Genomic DNA, 220 nt, shown 5'->3' on the forward strand with positions numbered 1-220 from the left:
CCTCAGACCGGCACGGTGCGCCTGTGGGAATACCCCGAGCGCGCGGGACTGCGCATGGACCACGGCATCCAGCAGGGTCAGGAGGTCAGCCCCTTCTATGACCCAATGATTGCCAAGGTCATCGCCTATGGCAGCGATCGTGCGGAGGCTATCCGGCGCCTGGCTTCTGCCGTTCAGGATACCCAGCTGCTGGGCATGAACAACAACAAGCTGTTTCTGC

At 62.3% G+C, this 220-nt stretch carries 1 pseudogene; it reads left to right on the forward strand.

Annotated features, from left to right (window positions below):
• Positions 1-220, forward strand: a pseudogene (locus A3709_RS15020) (3-methylcrotonyl-CoA carboxylase); the annotation flags it as partial.

The organism is Halioglobus sp. HI00S01 (genome assembly GCF_001635445.1).
GTDB classification, from domain to species: domain Bacteria; phylum Pseudomonadota; class Gammaproteobacteria; order Pseudomonadales; family Halieaceae; genus Halioglobus; species Halioglobus japonicus.